Origin of the sequence: uncultured Chitinophaga sp. (genome assembly GCF_937898475.1) — a bacterium.
Taxonomy (GTDB): Bacteria; Bacteroidota; Bacteroidia; order Chitinophagales; family Chitinophagaceae; genus Chitinophaga.
This window is the reverse complement of record NZ_CALEJS010000028.1, coordinates 124440-150962: the sequence shown is the minus strand read 5'-3', so window position 1 is coordinate 150962 and position 26523 is coordinate 124440. Positions and strand designations below refer to the sequence as shown.

The 26523-nt window shown below is 49.4% G+C and carries 21 protein-coding genes; 19 read left to right on the top strand and 2 right to left on the bottom strand.

Going from position 1 to position 26523, the window contains the following annotated elements:
- The first annotated feature begins 154 nt into the window (after window positions 1–154).
- The gene (ung, locus tag Q0577_RS19085) at window positions 155–829 is read left to right on the top strand and encodes a uracil-DNA glycosylase (protein WP_298739117.1); all 675 of its coding nucleotides are present in this window, start codon (window positions 155–157) and stop codon (window positions 827–829) included.
- Window positions 830–968: 139 nt separating this feature from the next.
- Window positions 969–1748, top strand: coding sequence for a lysophospholipid acyltransferase family protein (locus Q0577_RS19080; RefSeq protein ID WP_298739115.1), 780 nt, complete (start codon window positions 969–971; stop codon window positions 1746–1748).
- On the opposite strand, the gene Q0577_RS19075 is transcribed toward Q0577_RS19080, so the two are convergent.
- Entirely contained in the window at window positions 1717–4533 is a 2817-nt protein-coding gene (locus tag Q0577_RS19075) for a putative LPS assembly protein LptD (RefSeq protein WP_298739113.1), read from the bottom strand. The genes Q0577_RS19080 and Q0577_RS19075 overlap by 32 nt on opposite strands.
- Window positions 4534–4763: 230 nt before the next feature.
- Here Q0577_RS19075 and Q0577_RS19070 point away from each other — a divergent pair, with 230 nt between their 5' ends.
- The 9 genes from Q0577_RS19070 (at window position 4764) to Q0577_RS19030 (ending at window position 16079) form a co-directional block, all read left to right on the top strand.
- Window positions 4764–6032: an N-acetylmuramoyl-L-alanine amidase gene (locus Q0577_RS19070; RefSeq protein WP_298739112.1), complete on the top strand. Its 1269-nt coding sequence runs from the start codon at window positions 4764–4766 to the stop codon at window positions 6030–6032.
- A gap of 234 nt (window positions 6033–6266) precedes the next feature.
- Complete coding sequence (locus tag Q0577_RS19065; protein ID WP_298739110.1) at window positions 6267–7271, top strand: MlaD family protein; 1005 nt, start codon at window positions 6267–6269, stop codon at window positions 7269–7271.
- A gap of 18 nt (window positions 7272–7289) precedes the next feature.
- Window positions 7290–9122, top strand: a complete 1833-nt coding sequence (locus tag Q0577_RS19060) for an OstA-like protein (RefSeq protein ID WP_298739107.1) — start codon at window positions 7290–7292, stop codon at window positions 9120–9122.
- Between the two features lie 38 nt (window positions 9123–9160).
- Window positions 9161–10339, top strand: coding sequence for a Na+/H+ antiporter NhaA (nhaA, locus tag Q0577_RS19055; RefSeq protein ID WP_298739105.1), 1179 nt, complete (start codon window positions 9161–9163; stop codon window positions 10337–10339).
- 51 nt (window positions 10340–10390) lie between these two features.
- On the top strand, window positions 10391–10852 hold the full coding sequence (locus Q0577_RS19050) for a hypothetical protein (RefSeq protein ID WP_298739103.1): 462 nt from the start codon (window positions 10391–10393) through the stop codon (window positions 10850–10852).
- A 72-nt stretch (window positions 10853–10924) separates the two neighbouring features.
- A complete protein-coding gene (locus tag Q0577_RS19045) occupies window positions 10925–11452 on the top strand; it encodes a hypothetical protein (protein ID WP_298739101.1) in 528 nt (175 codons plus the stop codon).
- 137 nt (window positions 11453–11589) lie between these two features.
- Entirely contained in the window at window positions 11590–13110 is a 1521-nt protein-coding gene (locus Q0577_RS19040) for an NAD(P)H-hydrate dehydratase (protein ID WP_298739100.1), read from the top strand.
- Window positions 13111–13302: 192 nt separating this feature from the next.
- Complete coding sequence (locus tag Q0577_RS19035; protein ID WP_298739098.1) at window positions 13303–15540, top strand: sodium-translocating pyrophosphatase; 2238 nt, start codon at window positions 13303–13305, stop codon at window positions 15538–15540.
- A gap of 119 nt (window positions 15541–15659) precedes the next feature.
- The gene (locus Q0577_RS19030) at window positions 15660–16079 is read left to right on the top strand and encodes an Rrf2 family transcriptional regulator (protein WP_298739097.1); all 420 of its coding nucleotides are present in this window, start codon (window positions 15660–15662) and stop codon (window positions 16077–16079) included.
- On the opposite strand, the gene Q0577_RS19025 is transcribed toward Q0577_RS19030, so the two are convergent.
- Window positions 16071–17084 (bottom strand): AraC family transcriptional regulator, encoded by a 1014-nt coding sequence (locus Q0577_RS19025; RefSeq protein WP_298739096.1) that lies wholly within the window; start codon window positions 17082–17084, stop codon window positions 16071–16073. The two genes, Q0577_RS19030 and Q0577_RS19025, sit on opposite strands and share 9 nt — an antisense overlap.
- Window positions 17085–17192: 108 nt before the next feature.
- On the opposite strand from Q0577_RS19025, the gene Q0577_RS19020 reads away from it, so the two are divergent.
- The 8 genes from Q0577_RS19020 to Q0577_RS18985 all read left to right on the top strand — a co-directional run bounded on the left by Q0577_RS19020 (window position 17193) and on the right by Q0577_RS18985 (window position 26521).
- Window positions 17193–17402: a hypothetical protein gene (locus Q0577_RS19020; RefSeq protein ID WP_298739094.1), complete on the top strand. Its 210-nt coding sequence runs from the start codon at window positions 17193–17195 to the stop codon at window positions 17400–17402.
- A gap of 215 nt (window positions 17403–17617) precedes the next feature.
- The gene (locus tag Q0577_RS19015) at window positions 17618–19993 is read left to right on the top strand and encodes a TonB-dependent receptor (RefSeq protein WP_298739093.1); all 2376 of its coding nucleotides are present in this window, start codon (window positions 17618–17620) and stop codon (window positions 19991–19993) included.
- A gap of 28 nt (window positions 19994–20021) precedes the next feature.
- Window positions 20022–20894: a DUF4249 family protein gene (locus tag Q0577_RS19010; RefSeq protein ID WP_298739091.1), complete on the top strand. Its 873-nt coding sequence runs from the start codon at window positions 20022–20024 to the stop codon at window positions 20892–20894.
- 96 nt (window positions 20895–20990) lie between these two features.
- A complete protein-coding gene (locus Q0577_RS19005; protein WP_298739089.1) occupies window positions 20991–21641 on the top strand; it encodes a hypothetical protein in 651 nt (216 codons plus the stop codon).
- Window positions 21642–21772: 131 nt separating this feature from the next.
- Window positions 21773–22642 carry a sterol desaturase family protein gene (locus tag Q0577_RS19000; protein WP_298739088.1) on the top strand — a complete coding sequence of 290 codons (870 nt, stop codon included), beginning with the start codon at window positions 21773–21775 and terminating at the stop codon, window positions 22640–22642.
- A gap of 149 nt (window positions 22643–22791) precedes the next feature.
- Window positions 22792–23187: a BlaI/MecI/CopY family transcriptional regulator gene (locus tag Q0577_RS18995; protein WP_298739086.1), complete on the top strand. Its 396-nt coding sequence runs from the start codon at window positions 22792–22794 to the stop codon at window positions 23185–23187.
- 66 nt (window positions 23188–23253) lie between these two features.
- The gene (locus Q0577_RS18990) at window positions 23254–25290 is read left to right on the top strand and encodes a M56 family metallopeptidase (RefSeq protein ID WP_298739084.1); all 2037 of its coding nucleotides are present in this window, start codon (window positions 23254–23256) and stop codon (window positions 25288–25290) included.
- A gap of 112 nt (window positions 25291–25402) precedes the next feature.
- The gene (locus tag Q0577_RS18985; protein ID WP_298739083.1) at window positions 25403–26521 is read left to right on the top strand and encodes a C1 family peptidase; all 1119 of its coding nucleotides are present in this window, start codon (window positions 25403–25405) and stop codon (window positions 26519–26521) included.
- The last annotated feature ends 2 nt before the right edge of the window (window positions 26522–26523 follow it).

Here is a 26523-nt window from a genome sequence, read left to right as displayed (position 1 = left end):
CAAGGACCTTCCCGACTGGAAGTCGGGATGCGCTATCCAGCTGAGCTACCGGTCCTTTTAAATAAATCCCTATATTTATCCTTCATTTTGGGAGTGCAAATTTATAAATTTCTATCAATTAATCAAATTTAGACGTTTTTCTAATATTATAGCCATGGATGTACAAATAGAAGCCAGTTGGAAAGAGGTACTGAAAGATGAGTTTGAAAAATCCTATTTTGGAGAGATCGCTATGTTCCTCAAACATGAAAAAGCCCTGGGCAAAACCATTTACCCGCCCGGCAACCTGATCTTCAATGCATTCAATACCACCCCATTTGATAAAGTAAAAGTGGTGATCCTCGGGCAGGATCCCTATCACGGCCCCAAACAGGCACATGGATTATGCTTTTCCGTGCAGGACGAGGTACCGCCGCCGCCCTCCCTGATCAATATCTATAAAGAACTGAAATCCGATCTAGGCCTTCCCATCCCCTCCCATGGCAACCTCACCAAATGGGCCGAACACGGCGTGCTGCTGCTCAATGCCATCCTTACCGTCAGGGCATCAGAACCCGCTTCTCACAGTAAAATAGGATGGGAAACCTTTACCGATGCAGTGATCCGTAAAATATCAGAGAAAAAAGAGAACGTGGTATTCCTGCTGTGGGGAAGGTTTGCCCAGGATAAACAGATCCTGATAGATGCCACCCGCCACCACGTACTGAAAGCCGCCCACCCCTCTCCTTTCAGCGCCGATAAGGGATTCTTTGGATGCAGGCACTTCTCCAAAGCCAATGAGCTGCTGGCAAAATCGGGGATACAGCCGGTAGACTGGAGCCTGAGCTGAAGGCGTATAATCACCGCCTGAAAGCAAACCAGTGCCTAACTACACGGGTATAACACAAAACATATTAACATAATATATAACTATATCGTAAATTTGCATGGTCTGGTTTAACTGCAATTGACACCGTAACTGCACTTTTATGAGCTGGTTAAAGAATATTCTTGCCCGTTTATATGCCGTATATGGCTTACTGTTGTTTCTCGTCACCCTGATCATCATGTGTATACCAATGTGGCTCGTTTCCCTTTTGCCCGAGCCGCAGCGGATGCGCTGGTTCTTTCCCCTCGCAAGAGGCTGGATGGCCGTATACCTGCCGCTGGTGTTTTGTCCGGTACGCAGAAAAGGACTCGGGTATTTTGAGCCCGGGGTCAATTACATTGTGGTATGCAATCACAATTCACTGATGGATGTTCCGGTAACTACTCCCGGCGTACCCGGGTTAAATAAGACCCTGGCTAAAGTAGAAATGTCCAGGATCCCCCTGTTTGGCATGATGTATAAAATAGGCAGTGTGCTGGTAGACCGTAAGGACGAAAATAGCCGCCGCCAGAGCTACGAATCGATGAAGAAGGTATTGGAGATGGGCATGCATATGCTTTTATATCCCGAAGGTACCCGCAACACAACAGATCAGCCGCTGAAACCTTTTTATGACGGCGCGTTTTCTCTCGCCATAGATACACAGCACCCCATTCTTCCGGCAGTGGTGTTCCATACGCGGAAAATACTGCCGCCAGGCCGCATCTTCTATGCCCTGCCCCACCGGATCGACTTTCATTTTCTGCCACCGGTATCCACAGCAGGGCTCACCAAAGACGATATACCTGCGTTAAAGGAAAAGGTATTCAGGATGATGTGGGACTACATTGAAGCACACAATGCACCTGCTAGAAATCATAGAACTGCCGCGTTCGGTTAATGCGGAGATCGCGCAGCAGCCCTGATTTGGGACTGATGGTGATACTGAACTGACGATAGGTACCGAAGGGTATCAGGTTGATGGACATCTGCCAGCAATGCAGGTCGCGGGAGATATACATATTCGTATAGGCGATCTCATGGTTCACAAAATCATAACCGCTGTTCAGGCCTATTTTCCACTTCGGCGTGAGGCTGAAATCACCGTTGAAGTTCACATACTGGTTTAAGTTGGTCACTACCCCGCCGGAATCCGGGATGATCGTTTTACTGTAGGTTAAGCTGTAGCTCAGGTCCAGCCGCCAGGGAATATCGAAATCCACGTATTCTCCGGGGTTGTTACGGATCATCTGCAGCTGGCGTGCCTGCGCTTCCTGCTGGGCGTCCATGTTCTGCTGGTTGAGCATGTCCTGCTGCTGCTGCTCTTTCTCCTTGCTCTTCTTATCGCCCGACTGGAAAGAGGTGCTCATCGTGATATTGGCATTGGTGAGCCGTCCGAGGCTCAGCTTACCCTGCTGCCACACATACTGGTTGTCCAGCCGGTGGCCGCGGCTATCTACCTGGTAGGGATCCAGCGTACCGCTGGCAGAGATGTTCACCTTCTCAAACAGGTTGGTACGGGCATAAATGGCGAACGTAGACAGCTTGAACGAGTCGGCCATCAGGTTGTAACTGCCGTTGATGCCGAAACCGTCCAGCAGCTTGATCTTCTTCTCCTTGGCCGCAGAAGTGTCATTCTTCGAGGCCACCTTCATCTCCAGGTTATTATCCAGGCCAAAGGAGATCAGTCCGGCCTTCCCCTCCGAGGGCACCCCTATGACCGATCCTTCAAAATAAGAGTAGCGGGTAATATCATCAGGGCCGAAACCGTAGCGCAGGTTGGCGTAAGAATGCCTGGCCAGGTCGGGCTGGTAGCTCAACGCAATGGTAGGACGCATCACGTGGCGGATAGCCTTGATCTTGGACGTCTTCTTGAACACATACATACCGTAAAGGGCGGTAGACAGTGAAACACTGGCGCTGGCCTGGCGGGCGGCAAAATAGCCCGTCTGGTACGTAGTATCAATACCTCCCAGGGTATCGGTGGCCGGGTTGAATTTCCTTGGGTTCCAGGTACGGAACATTTTCCGGGTATACCAGTATTCGGAGTAGTTGATACCCGGCGACAGAGTAAAGCTGCCGATCGGGATAGAGAACGACACCGGGATGGTATGCTGCATGCCTGTCTGCAGGCGATCAAACATTTCCTTTTTCAGGAACATGGTGTCCTTAAAGCTCACGCTGTTACGCAGCACTGTGCTGTAGGATACCCCTATCTTCTGGTACCACTTGGGTGTACCCACCATCTCCTTGGGCTGGAAGGGATAGATGGTGTTCACGTTGAACGACGCATCCGGGAAAGAGATAAAGATATCCCTGGTAGACAGGTTCTGGTTATGGTTGAGACTGACGCTCAGGTTATACGGCTTGCCCTGCCAGGTTTTGGAAAAACTGATGGACGAACCGATATTATTATTCACGCGGGTATAATAATCAAATACGTTATACGTATTATAGGAAGAGGTACCAAAGTTTACGTTGGCGCCGAAATTTACTCCCGGACGGGCCTTGCTGTCCATACTGTGGTTCCAGGTCACCCTGAAGTCACGGGAACGGGTAAACTCTGATTTCACCGCAGGGTCGCCAAAACGGGTGGTGGCAAAACTCAGGTTAAAGCCGCCGTTGTAGCGATACCTTTTGCGGTAGGTAGGACTGGCTGTAAGGGCCCAGCTGCCGTAAGAATACACATCACCCCTTAGTGTGAGGTCAAAGTACTCCCCCAATCCTACGTAATACCCTCCCTGTTCCAGGCCTACCCCTTTCTGGGCGTTTACCACGTACTGCGGAGGCAGGATACCGGAGCGCTGGCCATGGGTAATGGGAAAAATGGCAAAGGGGATGAACAAGGGGGTGGGCACGCCTTCTATTTCCAGGTTGGCGGGACCAGACACCACCAGTTTATCCGGCACCACCTTGATCTTCCGCGCACGGAACTGGAAGTGCGGGGTATCCAGGTTACAGGTGGTATAGCCGTTCTTGAAACCGAAAATGGTATTATCGTCCTCCCGTTTGGTTTGCTGGCTGTGTACAAAGCCTTCACCGTACTGGGAGCGGGTATGATAGATCTTCGCCTTCTGTGTATTGAAATTATAGCGCAGCGTATCGGAATCAAAGGCCTGATCGCCATCTTTGAGCTGCGGACGGCCAAAGGGCTTGCCGCTGGTATCTTTGGCAGTAGTAGCCTCCAGGACGCCGGTAGATTGAGTAAAGTTCATCCGCTCCGCGGTAAGGTCTACCGTTTTATACTTGGTATTGGCATTGCCGTACAGGTAAAAGCGCTTGTCGGGGATCATCAGCACGATGGAGTCTTTGGCCTTGTAGTTTACCGGCGCATCCAGGCTGTCTTTTGACAGCTTTGGCATGGACATGGTATCCACTACGGTGCTGTCCTGCGGCTGTGTGGTATCGGCACTGAGCAGCGGAACGGTATCCCTGCTTACGCTGGAATCAGATACTGGCAGGCGTTTCAGGGGCATTGTGTCCCTGTTCACCGGTACGGTATCTGTGAAAATTTTGTTAAAAAACGGTCTGGAATGTGGCGCAGGACTGGCGAATGCATCTATAATAAGGAAAAAAGCAGCAAATGTACCTGCCACGAACAGGTACTGTCTTAAAAGCTTTTTATAATTATTTTTGTGGTCAGGGCTCATTGTGTCAAGCGGGCACAAACCTACAAGATTTTGCACAAATAATTTTATTAATCATCTGTAAAACGAAAAAGAACCCCGGGGGATACAAGGTCCCGGGTGAATTAAGATATAATTAACTAATGTGATTGAGCATGATCAATTACGAATGATGAACGACGAGGATGGACAGCGGATCATACCCCAACATCTTACCTGGGTTTCACACTTCGCAATTGACGATCCTCAATTGTATATTTGACTAACTAAAGCCCATTAAAATTAGAAACATGCGCTGGAACCGACTTTGGATTTTAGGATGCGGAACGCTATTTATCTGTACCTTTTTTATTCAGGCTAAAAACCTGCCGGGTCCCCGGAAACAGGACAAACCACTCAGAACTATTGTTATTGATGCGGGACATGGAGGCTCCGACGTTGGAGCGAGGGGAAGCTATTCTACCGAAAAAGAAATTACACTGGATGTTGCACTGAAGCTGGGAAAGATCATCGAAGAGAACATGCCGGATGTAAAGGTGGTGTATACACGAAAAGTAGACCGTTTTGACGATCCCCGCCGCAAGGCAGAAATTGCCAATAATGCCCGGGGAGACCTGTTCATATCCATTCACTGTAACTCTGCGCCTAAAGCGCGCAAAATAACCGGTTACAAAACAGTATACCGTAAAAAGGGTAAACGCAGGGTGGCAGTTAAACAACCCATCTATAAATACTACGCCAGCCAGGCCCAGGGCACAGAAACCTATGTATGGGCCACCAGCAAGAACAACGCTAAAATGGAATCGCTGAAAGAAAGCTCTGTGATGGTGCTGGACGGGAACTCTGAAGAAGCCAAGGAAGTGATGGATGCTGCAGACCCTGAGACCTTCATCCTGCTCAATACCCTGCGCAATGCCTTTTTTGACCAGAGCCTTCGTTTATCCACCATGGTGGAAGATGAATTTACGAAAGTGGGCCGCATCAGCCGCGGCGCCCGCCAGCGTAATGAAAAAGGCATCTGGGTGTTACAGGCTACCGCCATGCCCAGCGTGCTGGTAGAACTGGGCTTCATCAGCAACCCCGACGAGGAAGAATACCTGAACTCTGCCAAGGGCCAGAATGAAGCCGCCATGTGCATCTATAAAGCCGTAAAACGCTATAAGGAAGAACTGGAACGCTTTGGCAACTTCAAGGAAGAAGTAGCCCCTGCCCCCCAGCCTGTTGTGCCCGAACCCACCGTGCAGCCGGTAATTGAAACCGGCTACCGGCAGCCGGCGTCAAGGGCCACAACGGCCGCTTCCGGTGTACGGTACCGCGTGCAGCTGTTGGTAAGCGATAAAAATTATACCACCAAGTCCCCCATTTTTAAAGATCTGGGGGGCTCGGTTGAACAGGAGCCGGTGATCATCAACAGCAAACGGTTAAATAAATACATCTGGGGAAATTACAGATCAGAACCGGAAGCGGAGGCAGCTTTGCGTAAAGCAAAACAAGTCGGTTTCCATGATGCATTTGTTGTCCAGTATAAAAATGGCCTGCGCCTGGATGCGCAACTCTGATCCCTGCCAGTGTTTCCGACTCCGAATACACCCCCATTCTTAAGACTTCTGCAACCCCACAACGTTTTCCTGCACCGCCTTTTAATATAATTTTAGCTTTTCTGCAGAAAGCTGATCCTGATCATGTTATATGGTCTGCTGCCCGTATACCCCGTATGAGGGAGGGGACAGCCCGGATTTGGAACTGGTATATCAGATTTTGGATTACTTTTGCACCGAACGTATTCGTATCTCATGCTGAAAGTATCTAATGAAACCAAGGTAGGAATTCTGACCGTTGTAGCTATCACACTCCTGGTGTTGGGCTTTAATCTACTGAAAGGCAAAAGCCTTTTTTCCTCCGACAGAACCATCTATGCCGTATATAAACAGGTGAACGGCCTGCAGCCTGCCAATTTTGTGCTGGTGAACGGCCTCAAGGTGGGCAGCGTATCCGACCTGGATGTCATGGGTAACAACGCAGGCAAAATACTGGTAACGCTGCGGCTAACGAAAAAGAATGTGCGGATCCCCCGCAATTCAGTGGCACGCATCACCAGCGACCTGCTGGGCACGAAAGCCGTACAGATCGACTTTGGTAACTCCAACGAATATCTGAACGACGGCGACACCATTTATGCAGCCGTGGATGGCTCTATTACAGACGCCCTCAAGGAGCAGCTGAATCCCCTGGCAAAAAAGCTGGAAACCACCCTCTCTGCCGTTGATTCCGTACTGCTCACCGTAAGCGCCCTGTTTGACACCACCACCAAGGGCAACCTGCGCAGCGCAGTAGCACACCTGAATCATACCATGAACAGCTTTTCGCATACGGCTGCTTCGCTGAACGGCATGATGGACCCGAACCACGGTAATGTACAGGCCACCTTCAACAACCTGGCCTCCATTACAGACAACCTGAAAAAGAACAATGACAAGATAACTGCCATCCTGGACAATGCAGAAAAGACCACCGGAGCACTGGCCAACGGCAAACTGGACTCTTCCCTGCTTGACCTGCAGCAAACCGTTTCCAACCTGAACGCCATGATGGCAAAACTGAACAGCACAGACGGATCCCTGGGATTGCTGATGAACGACAGGAAAGTGTATAATAACCTGCAATCCTCCCTGGGCAGCCTTAACAAACTGCTGGAAGACCTGCGCGTGAACCCGAAACGTTACGTGCACTTCTCCCTGTTCGGCAAAAAAGATAAAGTAAAGCCCATCCCGTCTGATACGGCAGTGGAAGTGAAATAACGATCTATAAGAAGTAAGATGCAGCAATTAATAAGATATGGGCTTATCCTTGCAGGCATCTGCCTGCTGGGGATCAAACCAGCTATGGCACAACGAGGGGACAGCTCATCGGTGATACACATCCTGCACGCAGACACGCTGAACAATATTACCCGCGACTCCGTGCAGCTGGCCCGCTTTATAGGCCACGCCGCCTTCCGCCAGGGCAATACCACCATTTATTGCGACAGCGCTTTCAAGAACGGCCTCACCAATCAGCTGGATGCCTACGGTCACGTACATATTAACCAGGCAGACAGCGTACAGGTGTACGGCGATTACCTGCATTATGAAGGCAATTCCAAAATGGCCACCCTGAGAGGAAATGCCCGCCTGACCGATGGTAAGGTGACCATCACCGGTCCCGAGCTGCGATATGATATGAATGCCCGTATAGGCACCTATGAACAGGGCGGCAAACTGGTGAACGGTCCCAGCGTGCTCACCAGCCGCGAAGGTTTCTATTATGCAGACACCAAGGATGTATACTTCAAACATGACGTGCTGCTGGTAGACCCGCAATATACGCTCACCACCGATACGCTGCTGTATAACACCGATACCAGGATTGCCACCATGATAGCGCCCACCACTATCAATGACGGCCAGACGGTCATGTATACCTCCTCCGGTTACTACAACACGGAAACGGGCTATGGCAACTTCGGCAACCGCCCTACCATCGTAGACAGCGCCAGTACCATCACCGCAGATAATATCGAAACGGATAAAGCAACAGGATACTCTTATGCTACCGGTAACATGGTGTACCGGGATACGGCGAACAAGATGTCGCTCCTGGCCAATTACGGCAAGGTGAACCAGGCCAACAAAACCGTGCTGGCTACACAGCACCCACTGCTCATCCTGGAAAGAAGCAAAGACACTTTGTACATGGTGGCAGATACCCTGTTTTCAGGGGTCATCAGACCTGACAGCGCTATCAGCCCTGTTGTGATCAGCACGAATAATATGCGGGAAGATGTTGAGACGGCCAGCACAGCGGCAGACAGCAGCAGGCCTGCAGACAGCGCAGCCGTTGATAGCAGCGGCAGGCCCGCAGACAGCCTTCACACAGATACGCTCAGTAAAGTGGTTGCGAAACCCACAGCTGTCAGACCACCGGATACCACTAAACGTAATATTACGCTGCCAGATACCAGCGGCCTTGTAAAAGCAGACAGCATTCCATACAAACCCGACAGCCTGGTAAGCGACACCACCAAACGGGATACCGTGGAAAGGCGCTATATACTGGCCTACCATCACGTAAGGATCTATTCAGATTCACTGCAGGGCGTGGCAGACAGTGTATATTACTCATCCAGGGATTCTATCTTCCGTTTTTACCGCGATCCTGTACTCTGGGCCAATAATACCCAGCTGACGGGCGATACCATCTACCTGTATACCCGTAACCAGCAGGCAGATAAGCTGGTGCTGGAGCCCAACGCCTTAATAGTGAATGAAGCGGATTCCGGCAGGCCTATCTATAACCAGATCAAAGGCAACATCATTACCGGCTACTTTGCAGGCCAGGCTATTGACTGGATGCATGTAGACGGAAACGCTGAAAGCATCTATTATGTGAAAGATGATGAAGGCGGCTTTATCAGTGTCAACAAATCGCTCAGCGCGGTTATCAATATTCACTTCAACGAAGGACAGCTCAACAAAGTGGTGTTCATTAAAGACCCCGAAGGCACCATGTATCCGTTTACCCAGGCGCCCAAAGACGAAATGCTGCTCGAAAATTTCCGCTGGGAGATAAAAAGGCGGCCCAAAAGTAAGTATGAGTTAATGGGACGGTAAATTGCACCGGTTGGGAATTATTAATTAATTTCGGCCGCATGAGCACTGTTCGTAAGATTCGCCAAATTAAAACGCGGCTACTGTCGCCGCTACATGAATTTTTGCAGGATAGCAGGGCGGTAGGTATCGTGCTGATAGCATGTACGGTAGTATCGCTGGTGACAGCCAATTCTCCTTATCAACTGTCCTACCTGCATTTCTGGGAAACAACGGTATCGATGCCGGAAGGATGGCATATGCCGCATACGCTGCTGCATTGGATCAATGACGGGCTGATGGTGCTGTTCTTTTTCCTGGTGGGGATGGAGATAAAGCGGGAGCTGATGGAAGGCGAGCTATCGTCGTTACAGAAATCGCTGCTGCCCGCGCTGGCGGCGTTAGGTGGTATGGTATGCCCCGCCCTGATATTTATTGCCTTTAATGCAAATACAGATCATATCCATGGCTGGGGTATACCGATGGCAACTGACATTGCTTTTTCACTGGGTATATTATCATTGCTGGGCAACCGCGTACCGGTTAACTTAAAGATATTCCTGATGGCGCTGGCTATCATTGACGACCTGGGCGCTATACTGACCATAGCTATTTTCTATACGGACGAACTGCAGCTGGTGTACCTGCTTTCAGGCCTTGCCACGCTGGTTGTACTGATTGTGCTTAACCTGTTCAAAGTGCAGCGGCTCATCTGGTATCTGATTCCCGGCATCGTATTATGGTACTGTATTTTTAATTCCGGTATCCATGCTACCATTGCAGGCGTGCTGATAGCCTTCTGTATCCCGCTTTCCAAAATATCAGACCTGATACATAACCTGCACGACCCTGTGAATTTTGTGATCATGCCGCTGTTTGCCCTGGCCAATACCGCGATCGTTTTTCCACCGGATATCTTTCAGGTGTTTACCGATACCGTGAGCTATGGTATACTGGCTGGCCTGGTAGCAGGTAAGCCTTTGGGTATCTTCCTGTTCTCTTACCTGGCCACCCGTTTTAAACTGGCGGCCTTACCCGACGAAACCAGCTGGGCGCAGCTGATCGGGGCTGGTATCATAGCCGGTATAGGGTTTACCATGTCTATCTTTATTTCCACATTGGCTTATGCGGAAGCCGACCTGCAGGTGATCTCAAAGATATCTGTAATGGCGGCCTCCCTGATAGCAGGTATAGCGGGCTACCTGTACCTGAGGATATTGAAACCGGGGCCGAAAGTGTGACGCTAAAAATGTACCTTGGCACTGTTATTGTGATTTTAGCCTTGTACCACAATGAACAGATACATATTACTCATCATAGCGTTGCTGGCATTTGTGCATGGAGTGAGCGCGCAGTCAAAGGGGAATCCACAGATCGGCATACGGCTTGGCCAGCCATTGGGGGCTACCGCACGTTATTTTTTTGACGATGCCAACGCGGTGGAAGGTATTGCCGGCATTTATAATGAAACTTTTACGGTTACGGGGCTGTATGAACGCCATTTCGATCTGTCTGCCCTTACGGTAGCGGGATTTGCCTGGTATGTAGGCGGCGGCGCACATATGGGTGTACGTGAGATCCGTGATGAAACAAAGTTCATTGCCGGTTTTGACGGTATCATAGGGCTGGATTACACCTTCCAGGCCATCCCGCTGAACCTTAGCCTGGACTGGAAGCCTGCCGTACATTTCAGCACACCGTCTGACCTGGCCTCTTTTGCAGTTTCCGTAAGGTACACGCTGAATAAAAAGTAGAGGACAGCTGGGGGTGAACGTTGCGTGGACCGTTATCTAAAGGAAGAAAAATCAAACCATAAACAAAAACCAATGAAACGAGCGGCATTACTTTTAGGCCTGGTTGCCCTGCTGGCAGTTCAGGCAAATGCACAAAGGTTAAGAGGAGGCGGATCTCCTGCGAATTACGAAACAGCGCTTGGCGCCCGTGTAAATCCCTGGCTGATCGGTTTTACGATCAAACACTTTATCAAGGGACCACATGCCATTGAAGGCATCGCCCACACCAATGTTGATAAACGCGGGAATGCCACATTTACCGGACTGTATGAATATCATTTCAACTTCATTCCCGACCATCGCGAATGGGTAATGTACGGCGGCGGCGGTGCACACGTAGGCTTCTATGACCGTCGTGACTGGGATCGTGACCGCTACATCAGGGATGGCGACGGTACCTATGTTACCGCTGGCCTGGATGGTATTTTTGGTGTGGAATATACCTTTAAAAATATTCCGCTGAACCTCAGCGCCGACGTAAAACCATATGTGAACTTCACCGGGGGACATAACTTCTTCGGAGAAGAGATCGGTGGTCTGTCAGCCAGGTACACTTTCTAAGGTTCCAGCGACCCAATAACAAAGATTAAATTCCAAATTCCAGATAACAAATTTCAAACGTGGAAGTCATGCGTTTGGAATTTGAAATTTGGAATTTGGAATTTTTCTTTTCCGTATTTTTATACACTACGGATCTTATGAAGATATTTTCTGCCACACAGATACGTGAAGCAGATGCTTATACCATCAAGCATGAACCTGTCAGCAGCCTGCAGCTGATGGAGCGGGCGGCGGGCGCCTGCGCCCAATGGCTCATGCGGCATTTTGACCCCTCCCACCCTTTCTATATTTTCTGCGGTATGGGCAATAACGGCGGCGATGGGCTGGTGATCACCCGCCTGCTGCGGGATAACGGCTACCAGGCTACCGCGTGTGTATTGCACCATAGTGACCGGCCTTCGGCAGATCATACGGCCAGCAGGCAGGCCCTTGAGCAGGTCTATCCCGAAAGCCTGTACGATATTCACGCTATAACAGAATTCCCGGTGCTGCCGGAAGGCAGTATCATTACAGACGCCATTTTCGGTACGGGGCTCAGCCGCCCTGTTGAAGGCTGGATGGCGGGCATCATCCATAAGCTGAATGACCTCCAGCAGCGGCATACCATCGTTGCCATAGACCTTCCTTCAGGTATGCAGGCCGATACATCGTCTCTTCGTACGCCGGTGATATGCGCCAGTCATACCCTGAGCTTCGAGGTATACAAGCTGGCCCTCTTGCTGCCGGAGAATGCCCCCTGCAGCGGACAGGTACATATATTACCTATCGGGCTGCATCCCGACTATATTAACCATACGCCTGCACGGTTCCATGTAACGGACCCGCATATGATACGCACTATTTACCAGCCGCGCCAGCCCTTTGCCCATAAAGGCACCTATGGCCATGCGCTGCTGATAGCGGGCAGCTATGGTAAGATAGGAGCTGCCGTACTGAGCGCCAGGGCCTGTTTGCATAGCGGCGTAGGTTTGCTGACCTGCCACGTGCCCCAATGCGGATACCAGATCATCCAGGTAAGCGCGCCCGCCGCCATGTGCATTACCGATCCGGAGGAGACCTGCAGCGCCCATTTCCACGAGGAGCTGAGCGCCGGCGGACGGCCCTATAAGACCATTGGCATTGGTCCGGGGCTGGGTACCGCCAACGGAACCGCTAAGGCGCTGGAGCTGCTGCTGGCGCAATACCGGCAGCCAATGGTGATAGATGCCGATGCGCTCAATATTATTGCCGCATATCCGTTCCTGTTACAAAGGGTGCCGCCGGGCAGCCTGCTCACTCCTCATCCTAAAGAGTTTGAGCGTATATTTGGCAGCAGTGAGAACGATTTTGAGCGGCTGGAGCTGTTATCGCAACAGGCGGTACAACTGCACCTGTACATTTTGCTGAAAGGCAGGTATACCGCTATTGCCTGTCCGGACGGCTCCATATATTTCAATTCCACGGGCAACCCGGGGATGGCCACCGGCGGCAGCGGGGATGTGCTTACAGGCATCCTTACCGGTCTGCTGGCTCAGGGCTATGCCCCCAAAGCCGCTGTACTGTTGGGCGCTTACCTGCACGGCCTTGCCGGCGATATTGCCGCAGCCAGGATGTCGCAGGAGGCAATGACTGCCGAGAGCATCATTGATTGTTTGGGCTCCGCCTTCCTGCAATTGTGAAGGAAATTCCAAAGGCCAGAGACCCGATCCCATCGTCCGAAACGGAGGAAAACCCGGTTCCGGGATAGGAAATCCAGTACTGTAGCGGAATTAACCGTTTTTTACCCCCGTTCAGGGGTGGCAAACGGACATTAGCAAAATAAGATTGGAAACACTATTTTTGTCAACCTTGTATATTTTAAAATCGCTTATATGAGTATCGTATACCTCGTTCCATGTTTTGGATTAATTGCGTTGCTGTTCACCGCCCTCAGAAGCGCCTGGGTTGTTCGCCAGGATGCCGGCAACGAAAGAATGACAGAAATAGCCAAACACATTGCCGAAGGAGCAATGGCCTTTCTGAAAGCTGAATACAAAATCCTCACCTACTTTGTGATCATTGCTGCACTGTTGCTGGGTTATATGGGCGCCTCCCATGACAACTCTGACTGGACCATTGCACTTGCTTTCATTATAGGTGCGGTGTTTTCCGCTACTGCGGGTTTTATAGGTATGCGAATAGCCACTAAAGCCAACGTACGTACGGCGCAGGCAGCGCGTACCAGTCTTGCAAAAGCTTTACAGGTATCCTTTACGGGCGGTTCCGTAATGGGTATGGGTGTTGCGGGTCTGGCGGTGCTGGGACTTGGCAGCCTGTTCATTATACTGAAAACCTGGTTTGGCGCTGCCGCCAATACCCAGGAAATGATTAAGACTATTGAAGTACTGACCGGCTTCTCACTGGGTGCAGAGAGCATTGCGCTGTTTGCCCGTGTAGGCGGTGGTATCTATACCAAAGCAGCCGACGTAGGCGCTGACCTGGTAGGTAAGGTGGAAGCCGGCATCCCCGAGGATGACCCGCGTAACCCTGCTACCATTGCCGATAACGTAGGCGATAACGTAGGAGACGTAGCCGGTATGGGCGCCGACCTTTTCGGTTCTTATGTAGCTACCGTGCTGGCTACCATGGTGCTGGGCAGCGAAATTGTTGCTAACGACAATTTCGGCGGCCTCTCTCCCATCCTGCTGCCCATGCTGATTGCCGGAATCGGTATCATTTTCTCTATTGTAGGTACCTTCTTCGTTCGCATCAGTGAAAGTGCGGGCCTTAAAACAGACGCTGTACAGAAAGCACTGAATATGGGTAACTGGGGCTCTATCATCCTCACCGCTATTGCAGCTGCCCTCCTGGTTTACTGGCTCTTACCGGATGCACCCATCTACCTGCAGCGCGACTTTGTTGCCGGTTCTTCCACACCCAGGGAAGGCGCCATTGCCATCACCCGGGGCGGCGTTGTTGGCGCTATCCTGGTAGGCCTGGCGGTAGGTACGCTGATGAGCATCATCACTGAATATTATACCGCTATGGGCAAAAGGCCGGTATTATCCATCATCAAGCAATCTTCTACTGGTCATGCTACCAACGTGATCGGCGGTCTTGCAGTAGGTATGGAATCCACTTTCCTACCCATCCTGGTGCTGGCCGGTGGTATTTACGGCTCTTATGTTTGCGCGGGTTTGTACGGCGTAGCTATAGCAGCTGCGGGTATGATGGCCACTACTGCCATGCAGCTGGCTATTGACGCCTTCGGCCCTATTGCAGACAATGCCGGGGGTATTGCCGAAATGAGCGAACTGCCCAAGGATGTACGCGAAAAAACTGATATACTCGATGCCGTAGGTAATACTACCGCAGCCACAGGTAAGGGCTTCGCCATTGCCTCTGCAGCGTTGACCGCCCTGGCCCTTTTTGCGGCCTTTGTAGGGGTAGCCAGGATTGAGGGTATTGATATTTACAAAGCAAAAGTATTGTCCGGCCTCTTTGTGGGCGCCATGATCCCATTTGTGTTCTCTTCCCTGGCTATACGTGCGGTAGGTCAGGCAGCCATGAGCATGGTAGAGGAAGTACGCCGCCAGTTCAGGTCCATCCCTGGTATCATGGAAGGCACCGGTAAGCCGGAATATGATAAATGCGTAGCCATCTCTACCGAAGCATCTATCAAAAAAATGATGCTGCCCGGGGCCATCGCTTTGATATCTCCCCTGCTGATCGGGTTCATTTTCGGTCCTGAAGTGCTGGGCGGTTTCCTGGCAGGCGCTACCGTAAGCGGTGTACTGATGGGTATGTTCCAGAACAATGCAGGCGGTGCATGGGATAATGCAAAGAAATCTTTTGAAAAAGGTGTTGAGATCAACGGCGAAACTTTTTATAAGAAATCAGAGCCGCATAAGGCATCTGTAACAGGTGATACCGTAGGCGATCCTTTCAAGGATACTTCCGGTCCCTCTATGAACATTTTGATCAAGCTGATGTCTATTGTGTCGCTGGTTATTGCACCTACCCTGGCTGAAATACACAGTTCTGCGGCCACTACCGCTAAAAAGCAGGCGCCCAAATCAGTGCAGGTAAATCAGATAGCGAAAGTGGAAAAAAAGACACTCCGCTACTGATACCCGGTTTTAAAAAATTTCTTTCTTTATAGTGCGGTCCCGGATATAAGCCGGGACCGCTGCTTTTGGGCAATTCAGCATTTCAGGGTACCTTTGACTGTCAGGCAATTTATTACAGAATGGTAAAGAGTAAGTTTGCTATAGCCGTGCACATCTTAACGTTGCTAAGCACGAGTGAAGAAGAGTGGACCTCTTCAGACTACATTGCGGGATCGATGAATGCCAATCCTGCGCTGGTACGCAAAGAGCTGGGCGCCTTACGGGCGGCAGGGCTGGTGGAAAGCAAGGAAGGAAAAAGCGGCGGCAGCAGGCTGAAGAAACCGGCATCACAGATAAGGATGGCGGAGGTTTTCCAGGCGGTGAAAGAAGATCATGTATTCGGGTTCTCTCCTAACCTGCCCAACCCGGACTGCCCGGTGGGAAGGGGTATCAATAGTGCGCTGGATGGCCTGTTTACGGAGATAGATGAGACGATCTACAACAAACTGAAGAAAGTAACGCTGGCGGCGTTCAGTAAGCTGGTAATTACACTAGGATAAGCGTTTATTCCATCTCGCCTTGCCCGGGCTTACCCCATACTTTTTCCTGAAAGCATTGCAGAAATGCTGCAAAGAAGAATACCCCAGCTCATCCGCTATTGCAGTCAGCGGGTAATCATGCTGCATTAACTTTTGCCGGGCCTGTTCCAGGCGGTAATCATTCAGGTATCCAAATACGGTGTTGTCAAATATTTTCTTAAAGCCGGTTTTCAGCTTGAATTCGTTAAGGCCTGCCAGGCGTGAAAGGTCATGCAGGGAAGGCGGCTGCTGCACAGCGCTGAGCAACAGATCACGTGCATGATAGATCTTATCACGATCAGCTGCGGATATATTTACAGCGTCTGTATTATTCCACCCGGCGCGTTCATATTGTTCACATTGTAAAGCCAGCAGCTCAAATATTTTAGATTGCAGGAACAGCTTTTTAATGCCTCCCTGGAACTGGCAGTTGCGGATCTCTGTCAGTATCCTGATCATATCCGTAGTAATGGGCTGGTTATGCTCTTTATTCAGGAATACAATGCGATTGCCTGCTACCTGCTCACCAAAGCGGCTCAGTACATCCCCGTTGTTCTCTGCCAGCGCAAGAAAACGCTCTTTTGTAAAACTGAGGCTGATTATCTCCATCCCATCCTGTTTCCTTACCTCCGTTTTTTCGAGGAGATTGGGATTGTACACCAGGTTATGTTCCAGCGAAGTATACTGGCAGGCATTTGTACCAGGAAGGTAGGCAGTGATATCGCCATGCAGCACAAATACCTGGGACACCATGGTGGGCGTATCCGGCGTTTCCATAAACATATGCAGGTTCTCAAAGACGTTGGCCTTGCCGTAGGCAATGTGCAGGCCTTCAAAGCATAGTTCCCGGTAATTGCCCACGCCAAAGTCGAATGCAAGATCTACCTTCTCTTCAATGATGGTAGCACTGCTTAACTCTTCTGCCGTCCGCATTTTGTCCTCCCGGAACAATACACGCTGGGAATCATTGGTAATGACCAGGGCCATAAGAAAATCCGTTTAGTGTAATTTTTAATCCTTTTAATGCAACAGTTTTTTTTTGAAACGGGCCACATTTGTACAAAAATATCCCGAAATACTTTAAAAAAATTAATCATGATCGGAATATTCCGTACCAATATTAATACCTTACAGGATAAGAACAAGGTGATCGGCGAGATCCAGTCTAATTTCAGCGTAATGGCCTGCAGCGTGGATATTGAGGATTGTGACCGGGTGTTGCGGGTAGTAGGCCTGCAGCAGGGAGAAGAATCCATTATTGCCTTTGTACAGAAAATGGGATTTTATTGTGACCTGCTGGATTAAATTCCTGTTGCAACGAAATTAATACAAGCGCCTACAACACACTGTACACCTCCCCACTACTGCCAACATTTGTCATGTGATCAAAAAATTCCTGCACGCTTTAGGGGTGGCTCCATCATCCCCCGTCATATATTCGGAAACGATAAATAAAACGGTTTTGCCAAAATAAACTGCCGGTTAAACCGTCTTACAAAGCACATATACATAAATCTTATATGAGAAAACACCTGATTCTGCTGATGTCACTTGGATTTATCCTGTTCCAGGTAAAGGCATTGAAAGCACAACAACGATTCACTATTAGTGGCTATGTGAAAGATCAGCAAAACGGCGAAAGCCTGATCGGCATCTCTGTATCAAAAGCAGGTACCAGCATTGGCACTGTGACCAATGAATATGGCTTCTATTCGCTTACCCTGCCCGCGGGAGAACATGAACTGCAGTTTTCTTACATCGGGTATACCGCACTTAAAAAGACAGTAACACTCAATGCCAATCAGCATCTTGACATTAAGCTGGAAAAATCCAGCAGCCAGCTGAGTGAAGTGGTGGTAAGCGGCAAACATGAAAGGGCCGTGAACACACTGAATACGAGCATTAACCGCCTGGATGTTGCGCAAATGAAGAAGATGCCTACCTTCCTGGGCGAAGTAGACGTACTGCGTGCTATCCAGACGCTTCCCGGCGTAACCACTGTGGGCGAAGGCGCCAACGGCTTTAACGTACGCGGCGGTGCAACTGATGAGAACCTTATCCTGCTGGACGAAGCGCCGCTGTACAACTCTACGCACCTGCTGGGCTTCTTCTCTGTATTCAACCCGGATGCAGTAAAAAGCCTGAATCTTATTAAAGGCGGTTTCCCGGCGGAATACGGCGGTCGTACCTCTTCCGTACTGGATATCCGTATGAAAGACGGTAACAACCAGCATCTTGGCGTAACAGGCGGTATAGGCAATATCTTCAGCCGTCTTGCAGTAGAAGGACCGATTAAGAAAGACGAGTCTTCCTTTATAGTAGCTGCCCGCAGATCCTATATAGACGTACTAATGAAACCCTTCCTGAAAGGGGACATGAAAGATACCAAACTGTATTTCTATGATGTAACCGCAAAGGCTAACTTCAAGCTGAACAAGAACAATACGCTGTTCTTAAGCGGCTATACCGGTCGCGATGTGTTTGGCTTTGGCGGCGATGTAGACATGAACTGGGGTAACACCACCGGTACTGTACGCTGGAACCATGTGTTCACCAACCGCCTGTTCCTGAACCTGACCACCTTTTACAGCAAGTATGATTACAGCCTGAAGTTCAGCAACAGCTCTGATAAAGAAGCAAATGAGCCCAGCCAGAACTCCAGCTGGACCTCCAACATCATCAACTACGGGGTGAAACCACAATTCACTTACTATATCAGCTCCAGGAACAGCCTGCATTTTGGCTTACAGGGCATCTATTATACCTTCAAACCCGGCAAGGGAGAAGGCAACCAGGAAGGTGACCAGAGCCTGGTAGTGCTGAAAGATCAGCACGCGTTGGAGTCTGCCGCTTACCTTGATCATGAATTCAAACCAAACGATAAATTCGGTATCCAGTATGGTGTGCGTTTCTCTGCTTACCAGCTGCTGGGCAAAGGCACTGCTTACTTCTATGCCGATACTACGCCCGGAATACGCAAACGCCTGATCGGTTCACAGGATTATGAGACCAATAAGCTGATCAAAGGCTATTACTACTTTGAGCCCAGGATCAGCGCGAAGTATAGCATCAACTCCAATCATGCGGTGAAAGTAGCATATGCACGTACTACACAATTCATGCACCAGTTGTCTAATACGGCCTCTCCCACTCCGCTGGATATATGGACGCCCAGCACTAACAATATAAAACCGCAGGTGGCAGACCAGTATACCGTAGGTTATTTCTATAGCGCTCCTTCCAATAAATTTGAGCTTTCCGGTGAACTGTTCTACAAAAAAATGGATGACCAGGTGGATTATATCGACAACGCTAATCTTCAGCTGAACCAGTACATAGAGGCAGACCTGCTGCCTTCAGAAGGACGTGCATGGGGTATGGAGCTGATGGCCAAGAAAGAAGTAGGCGTTACCACCGGCTGGGTAAGCTATACCTTATCACGTTCAGAACGTAAAACAAACGGTATCAGCCAGAATGAATGGTTCCTGAACCGTTATGACCGTACACATAACCTGAATGTGGTTGTATCACATGAACTGTCTAAACGTAATTCTTTTTCTGCCAATTTCGTATATGCATCAGGTACGCCTGCCACGTTTGCAGACAGCCGCCTGGAATACCAGGACTGGGATATTCCTTACAACAGTACCGATAAACGCAACAACTTCCGTTTGCCGGCTTTCCACCGCCTGGACCTTTCCTTCACACGTAAAGGCAAACCGCATAAGCGCTGGCAGGGTGAATGGGTGTTCTCACTGTACAACGTATATGCCCGTAAGAACGCCTACACGATCTACTTCCAGGAGAATCAGGATGACGCTTCAAAACGGGAAGCTAAACGCCTCTCTATCATCGGCTCTATCATGCCTGGTATTACGTACAATTTCAAATGGTAATTTAAACTGAAAAGGAAAACGAAGACACATGAAAAAGATACGCTCCATCATATTACTCGGCCTGGCAGCAGCTGCCTTCAGCGCCTGCGAGGATACAATAGATCTCGAAGTTCCTAACGGCAAATCATATCCCGTGCTGGATGCCTGGCTGACAACAGAGAATGGCCCGCAAACCATCAGGTTCACCAACTCAGTGGTTTCTTATACCAACAATACACCGGCCACCGTGATAGCAGATGCCACCATTACAGTAGAAGATCTTACTGCCGGCATTACCTATCCTTTTACTTTCAGCAACGGCGCTTACCGGAATGACCCGGGAGGCGATAAGAGCATTGGTGTGCTGGGGCACGTTTACAGGCTGACGCTGACTTATAACGGTGAAACATTTGTAGCTACAGACAGCATCAAAAGAGTACCGCAGATCGACTCCATCTCTTACAAATACAAGTCGGAAGAAGATGCGTTAAGCGGCGAGGGAGGTTACTATGCAGACCTGCATGCAACAGACTTTGCCGGTGGTAATGACTACTATTGGATCCGCTCTTACCGCAATGACCGCAGTACCAGGAATACCGATCAATATGCGATCAACGGCGCGTTTAACGAAGATGTGGCAGATGGATGGAACTTTATAGACCCGATCCAGGAAGGTATTACCGATGACGACAGGCCTTACCAGCTGGGAGAGAAAGTAATAGTAAGGATCGCATCACTGAGCAAGCCCAGTTATTATTTTATTCAGCAGGTAATAGATCAGCGGGAAAACTTCGGATTGTTTGCAAGAGTACTGGAAAACGTACGCCCCAATCTTACGAATACTACACCCAACGGAAAGACCAAAATATTAGGCTGGTTTGGTACCTCTGCGGTATCATTTGCCGAGAGAACGATACATTGATCTCAACTATAGAAAACTGAAGTTGTAGCATTGCGGGATTCCCATCCTGCAATGCACAACAGAAGTTGAGACCTCAACTTTTAAAATCTGATATTTATGAAAAGGATTATTGTAGCGCTGCTGGTGCTGATTACAGCACAGCAGGCCTGGGCTCAGCATGCCGAAATGGAAACACTTTTCAGCCCAAAGAAAAATGAAAGTAAGAAAAAGATCTCCGTTGGCGGTTATGGTACTGCTGTTGGAAAACTAACGCCCATGAAAGGTGAACTGGGTGTGCTGACCGGTGTGGAAGGCGGTGTGCTGCTGAACCACAAACTGATGCTGGGTATAGGCGGTTATGCCCTTACCAACAACATCAGCGCCCCTCACCCTACCAATCCCAGTGAACGTAAAGAGTACCTGCAATTCTGGTATACCGGTTTGATGGCAGAGTACACCCACAATTCAGATAAGCTGGTACACTGGACCGTAGGCGGCCTGGTGGGCGGCGGCGGTGTTGCCAGAAGGGAAGGAAGCTGGCGCGATGGCTGGTGGGATGACGATCATGATGAGAAGGACTACTATGATGGCAGCGGCTTTTTTGTAGCAGAACCTTTTGCAGGCGTAGAAGTGAACCTTACCCGTTGGTTGCGGATCAATGCGGGAGGCAGCTATCGCTTTGTAGCAGGCTCAGATACTCCCGGTGTAAAGGATAGTGATCTGAGCGGCCCCAGTTTCAAATTTGGCATTAAGGCGGGGAAATTTTAAAAGAGCTGTTAGCTGTTGGCTGTTAGCTGTAAGTGATTGGTGCGGAGAGGCTTTTTTTAAAGACTAAGTGCTGGTATTAAAAGCTAATAGCAACAGCCAACAGTTAACAGCTTTTTTTCTTAACTTACAATATGTCCCCTAACCTGATACATTATGCCATTCCCGGGTTTGTGCTGCTCCTGCTGGCGGAAGTGATCTTTGCGGCCGTCCAGAAAAAAGACCTTTACGAAACAAAAGATGCTGTGAGCAGTATTGCCATGGGACTGGGCAATGTGTTCCTGGGATTGTTTACCAAAGCCATTATTCTGGGCGTATACAGCTTTGTTTATCAATTCCGTTTGTTTACCCCGGGCTTTGTATGGTGGGCCTGGATCCTGTGTTTTTTTGCGGATGATCTGAGCTATTACTGGTTTCACCGCACCAGTCATTCTGTACGTTTCTTCTGGGCCTCTCACGTTATTCATCACTCTTCCCGTAAATACAACCTGGCCACCGCCTTGCGCCAAAACTGGACCGGCAATTTTACAGGTACGTTCCTGTTCTGGACCTGGATGCCACTGCTTGGTTTCCATCCAGCGATGGTAATGAGCATGCAGGCTATCAGTCTTATCTACCAGTTCTGGATCCATACGGAGGCCATCCACCGCCTGCCCGGCTGGATAGAATGGTTCTTTAACACACCGTCTCATCACCGCGTGCATCACGCTTCAGACATCAAATACCTGGACCGGAATCATGCCGGGGTACTGATCATCTGGGACCGGCTGTTCGGTACATTTACCCCGGAGGAAGAAAGGCCCGTTTACGGCCTTACCAAAAATATTTATACCTATAATCCCCTCAGGATAGCCACCCATGAATGGGTAGATATCTGGAAAGATCTCCGGCAGGCCCGTTCCCTGAAGGAAGCCTGGCATTACGTATTTGACGCCCCCGGCTGGAGTCATGACGGTAGCCGCAAGACTACAAAACAGCTGCGAAAGGAGCATCAGCTGGACTAAACTTCCCATCTCCTCACTCCTGCCACTCATACCGTTAAAAGACCGGTAAACCATTACCTGAAAATTTTATTTTGCCATTACGAAAACTGTCGTACATTTGTTTACGAAGATATTCGTATATTCATTGTAAGCATAGAAATCAAGTATTAATGGGCATATCAGGGAAACATATCAAACCGACGGAAAGTGAGCTGGAGATACTGCGTGTTCTCTGGGAAAAAGGCCCCAGTACAGTGCGGGAAGTACATGAGGTATTGGGACAAAGTAAAGATGCGGGTTATACCACTACTCTTAAGCTAATGCAGATCATGCATGAAAAGGGTTTGCTGGACCGCGATACCAGCAGCAAAACGCATATTTATTCATCTGCTGTATCCCAGGAAAACACCCAGCGTCAGTTACTGGACAAAATGATAGATACCGTATTTAATGGTTCTGCCTCCCAACTGGTGCTGCAGGCGTTGGGTAATCACACTTCCTCAAAAGAGGAGTTGGAGAAGATTAAACAATACCTCAACGACATGGAGAAAAAAATTAACAATTAAGGAGCTGTGGACTGACAGGCGTTTGTGACACTGATTTGTAATTATTCATTATTCATTAATTAATTTATGGTGTTCCTTCCATTTACAGCTGAACTGGTAACTGCCCTGGGATGGGCCATACTGCACTCTTTGTGGCAGGCGCTGCTGGTTTTCATCTGCCTGCGTATTGTGCTGAAGCTCTGGCCGGATGCTACTTCCGCAACGAAGTACAACCTGTCTGTTCTATCGCTGGCGGGGATATTCGGCTGGTTTGTGGCAACGCTTTATAAGCAGCTGGAAGCCGTGAAAGCAGCGCATTTCACCGCAGGACTGCCTGTAACAGGAACACCAGGCGCGCCCTTGGTATTGCAGGCCCCTGCAGTATACCAAAGCCAGGAGGAACTCCATGTACTTTTCCCCAACCTTGAAATGGTGTTTCCGCTGCTGGTAGCGCTGTACATTGCAGGCGTAGCCGTTATGTGCATCAAGCTGGTGGCCGACCTGGCACAATTGCGGCAGATCAGGAAAAAGCTGGTGCTTCCTGCCGACAGCGCCTGGGAACATTATCTGGACAAGGTAAAACAGCAGCTGCGTATTCCGCGCAAGGTGCAACTGCTGATCTCCCAATATGTACAGGTGCCCGTAATGATCGGTTTTCTGAAACCTGTGATACTTGTACCCGCAGCAATGTTCAATAACCTCAGTGCAGAACAGCTGGAGGCCATATTGCTGCACGAACTGGCTCACATTAAACGCAATGATTACATACTGAATATCTTCCAATCCATTGTTGAAACAACCCTTTTCTTTAACCCCTTTGTATGGTGGATCTCAAAATTCATCCGCCTGGAAAGGGAACACTGTTGCGATGATATGGTCTTAGCCCATACCTCCCAACCGCTGCATTATGCCAAAGCCCTGGTAGCCTTGGAAGAATACCGGTTTACTACCAACCCCATGGTGATGGCTGCTGCAGACAACAAACAACATTTGCTTTACCGCATTAAAAGAATTATGGAAATGAAGACCTCCCATCTTAATTATAGTCAAAAATTTATGGCCATGCTCATTATTGCAGTGGGCCTGACCGCCATCGCCTGGATCACTCCTTCCGCCAATCAGGATAAGGATCAGACAACTGCCGCCGCTCCGGCGTCCCAATCTGCCTTTGCTGCTAACACTTTGCCATTGAACCGCCTGCTGACGGACACTGTTCCGCCAAAGGTAAACAACGCCAGCCCCCAACCTGAAAATACCAACACTGATAATAACAGCAACGCCCAGCTGGACGAAGCAGACCTGGAAAAGATGGAACAGGACAGAAAAGAGGCGCATCAAAAAATGCGGGAAATGAACGAGCAGATGAAAGCCGTGCATGAACAGGTGAGAGTAGCCAGGGAAGCTTCACAGAAAGCAGTGCAGGAGGCCATGAAAAACATTGACTGGAAAGCCATCAATGCCCAGACACAGGAAGCGCTTAAAGCGGTAGACTGGAAGAAGATTAACCAGGAAATAGAAAACTCCATGAAATCTATTGACTGGAGTAAGATTAACCAGGAAATTAAGGAATCTGTTAAAGAAGGTCAGCAATCAGTAGACCCCGAGATGATCCGGAAAAGTGTGGAAATGGGTATGAAAAGCGCCCAGATGGCCATGGCAAACATCGACCTGGAAACCATCATCAAAAACAGCATGAATGCCGCCAACCGCGGTATAAGTGAAGCCAATCGCGCTATGATGCGTAAGAACATGGATGATGTCCGCGATAAACAGCGGGATGCCATGCGCGAAGCAAGAGAAAAAATGGCTGAAGCAAGGGAGAAAGAACGCGAAGCGCGTGCAGCTGAATTAGGTGCAAAACGTGCGGAAATGAACGCAAAACGTGCGGAAACCAAAACCGAGGCCACCCGTAAACATTATCAGGAGCTGGTCTCAAAGCTGACCGATGATAAATTGATAGACCCTTCCAAAGGATATACCATCGAAAAAAAGAACAATGACCTGTACATCAACGGCAACAAACAATCTGCCGCTGTAATGGATAAATACCGCGCTTACCTTGGCGCAGGCAGAATAACTATAAAAGGTGAGAAGGATAACATGAATGTGGATGTAAGGGACTAAACTTACTAACTGACTTATAGCGATTATATACAACGCTACTGCCGTTCATACAGCAGTAGCGTTTATTTTTGGGCGGTTCCATTATCTTTAGGAATAAAATCTCACATTTCGCATGCGTGTACTAGCGTTACTGTTTGCCACCTGCCTTGTGGCGGTGGCCAATGCCCAGACCAATGAATTAACCATCCTGAAGAAAAATGCGGCCACCCCGGTTAAGAACCAGGCTCAAACCGGTACCTGCTGGTGCTTTTCCACCACTTCCCTGGTGGAATCTGAGTGTATACGCAAGGGAGCACCGGAACCCGATCTTTCTGAAATGTTCACCGTCCGCAATATCTATATGGAAAAAGCGCTGAACTACATACGCCGTCAGGGATCTGCACGTTTTGACGAAGGAGGCCTGGGCCATGATGTGATCCATGCTATGGCTACATACGGCATTATGCCTGAAAGCGCTTATAGCGGGCTTATTAACGGCCGTACGCAGCACAACCACTCCCAGCTGGTAACAGAGCTGCGGAATTACCTGGACAGCCTGCTGAAAACCAAACGCCCCATCCCGGATAACTGGCAGGACCGTGTGACGGCACTGCTTGACCAGTACCTTGGAAAACCGCCTGCCACCTTTACCTATAACGGCCGTAATTATACGCCGCTGACCTTTGCAAAAGAGGTGGTAAAGTTCAACCCGGACGACTATGCCTATTTCACTTCGTTCAGCCATCATCCCTATTACCAGCCTTTTATAATAGAAGTGCCGGATAATTTTTCCAACGGGGCTTACTATAATGTTCCTTTGAATGAACTGATCCAGCTTACCAAAACGGCCCTGAAAAACGGCTATACCGTGATGTGGGACGCTGATGTGAGCAATGGCGGCTGGGCAGCAGGCAGAGGTTATGCATTATCCCCTGCGGCAGGGGCCTCTGCCGGCAGTAATGGTTTTGACCCCGACCGGCCGGAAGAAAAGGTTACCCAGGAGTATCGTCAGCGCTTGTACGAGGAGTTGGTGACCCAGGATGATCACCTGATGCATATTACCGGCCTTGCTAAAAGTAAAACCGGCAAGGAGTTCTTTATGGTAAAGAACTCCTGGGGCACCGGCGGGCCTTTTGAGGGATATGTAAATGTGTCTGAGCCTTATTTTGCCATTAACACAATCACCATCATTGTGCCTAAAGCAGCACTGGATAAGTCGTTTAAAGATAAGTTGGCATTGGCTACGAAATAAGG

Coding starts and splice junctions, on each gene's coding strand:
- Q0577_RS19020 (WP_298739094.1), top strand. CDS start 17,193: ATGATCGGAATATTCCGTACCAATATTAATACCTTACAGGATAAGAAC.
- Q0577_RS19060 (WP_298739107.1), top strand. CDS start 7,290: ATGCAGCAATTAATAAGATATGGGCTTATCCTTGCAGGCATCTGCCTG.
- Q0577_RS19040 (WP_298739100.1), top strand. CDS start 11,590: ATGAAGATATTTTCTGCCACACAGATACGTGAAGCAGATGCTTATACC.
- Q0577_RS19025 (WP_298739096.1), bottom strand. CDS start 17,084: ATGGCCCTGGTCATTACCAATGATTCCCAGCGTGTATTGTTCCGGGAG.
- Q0577_RS18995 (WP_298739086.1), top strand. CDS start 22,792: ATGGGCATATCAGGGAAACATATCAAACCGACGGAAAGTGAGCTGGAG.
- Q0577_RS19080 (WP_298739115.1), top strand. CDS start 969: ATGAGCTGGTTAAAGAATATTCTTGCCCGTTTATATGCCGTATATGGC.
- nhaA (WP_298739105.1), top strand. CDS start 9,161: ATGAGCACTGTTCGTAAGATTCGCCAAATTAAAACGCGGCTACTGTCG.
- Q0577_RS19070 (WP_298739112.1), top strand. CDS start 4,764: ATGCGCTGGAACCGACTTTGGATTTTAGGATGCGGAACGCTATTTATC.
- Q0577_RS19065 (WP_298739110.1), top strand. CDS start 6,267: ATGCTGAAAGTATCTAATGAAACCAAGGTAGGAATTCTGACCGTTGTA.
- Q0577_RS18985 (WP_298739083.1), top strand. CDS start 25,403: ATGCGTGTACTAGCGTTACTGTTTGCCACCTGCCTTGTGGCGGTGGCC.
- Q0577_RS19010 (WP_298739091.1), top strand. CDS start 20,022: ATGAAAAAGATACGCTCCATCATATTACTCGGCCTGGCAGCAGCTGCC.
- Q0577_RS19050 (WP_298739103.1), top strand. CDS start 10,391: ATGAACAGATACATATTACTCATCATAGCGTTGCTGGCATTTGTGCAT.
- Q0577_RS19015 (WP_298739093.1), top strand. CDS start 17,618: ATGAGAAAACACCTGATTCTGCTGATGTCACTTGGATTTATCCTGTTC.
- Q0577_RS19045 (WP_298739101.1), top strand. CDS start 10,925: ATGAAACGAGCGGCATTACTTTTAGGCCTGGTTGCCCTGCTGGCAGTT.
- Q0577_RS19000 (WP_298739088.1), top strand. CDS start 21,773: ATGTCCCCTAACCTGATACATTATGCCATTCCCGGGTTTGTGCTGCTC.
- Q0577_RS19005 (WP_298739089.1), top strand. CDS start 20,991: ATGAAAAGGATTATTGTAGCGCTGCTGGTGCTGATTACAGCACAGCAG.
- Q0577_RS19035 (WP_298739098.1), top strand. CDS start 13,303: ATGAGTATCGTATACCTCGTTCCATGTTTTGGATTAATTGCGTTGCTG.
- Q0577_RS18990 (WP_298739084.1), top strand. CDS start 23,254: ATGGTGTTCCTTCCATTTACAGCTGAACTGGTAACTGCCCTGGGATGG.
- Q0577_RS19030 (WP_298739097.1), top strand. CDS start 15,660: ATGGTAAAGAGTAAGTTTGCTATAGCCGTGCACATCTTAACGTTGCTA.
- ung (WP_298739117.1), top strand. CDS start 155: ATGGATGTACAAATAGAAGCCAGTTGGAAAGAGGTACTGAAAGATGAG.